Origin of the sequence: Streptomyces tremellae, assembly GCF_039540215.1 — a bacterium.
Lineage (GTDB): Bacteria > Actinomycetota > Actinomycetes > Streptomycetales > Streptomycetaceae > Streptomyces > Streptomyces tremellae.
In genome coordinates this window covers 1-715 of the sequence record NZ_BAABEP010000161.1, presented here as the reverse complement: position 1 = coordinate 715, position 715 = coordinate 1, and the positions used below count along the sequence as shown (strand labels likewise).

Here is a 715-nt window from a genome sequence, read left to right as displayed (position 1 = left end):
AGGCGCCGGCGTCACCGGCGGCGCGTCGAGCACCGCGCGCCGCCGCGCCGCGCGCGCGAGCTCGCCGCCCGCCGCGCGCCCGTCCGCGGCGGACGCCGCCACCAGGTGCACCCCGAGCCGCTCGCCGTCCGGCGCGACCGCGTCGAACGCCCGCTTCTGGGACCCGGCGGCCGGCCGGCCCGGGCTGCCGAGCGCGGGCGCCACCAGCGCGTCCACGTCGTCGACGAGCACCACGAGACGCGGCAGCGGATCGGGCACGGGAGCGGTCTGCTCCTGCGCCCGCGCCGCGCCGGGTCTCAGCCGCAGCGTCCGCGTCGTCGTGCCCACGTCGCCCGACCGCCCCTCGGGCACCGGGAGCCCCGCCGGGTGCGCCTGGCGCCACTGCGCGTACGACAGCCCTCCGAGCAGCTCGGCCCGCCGCTTCAGCTCCGCCCCGAGCGCCTGCGCGAACTCCCGCATCCGCACCGGGTCCGAGGCCACCAGATGCTCCGTGACATGCGGCAGCTCGGTGAGCGCCGCGAGGCCCTCGCCGCGCATCCCGCCCGCTCCCTCGACCAGCAGCAGGCCGAGCCTGTCCGGCCGCGCACCCGCGGCGAGCGACGCCGCGACCGCCCGCAGCAGCTCTGTACGCCCGCTGCCCCGCGGACCCTCGATCAGCAGGTGCGCGCCCTCCCGGCCCAGGTCGGCCGCGACCGGGCCGCGGGGACCCGCACCG

1 protein-coding gene is annotated in these 715 nt (G+C 80.7%); it reads right to left on the bottom strand.

Annotated features, from left to right (window positions below; all coding sequences use genetic code 11):
• Positions 1 to 715: FtsK/SpoIIIE domain-containing protein (locus ABEA77_RS33815; protein ID WP_345655981.1), on the bottom strand; the 715-nt coding region annotated here is incomplete at both ends.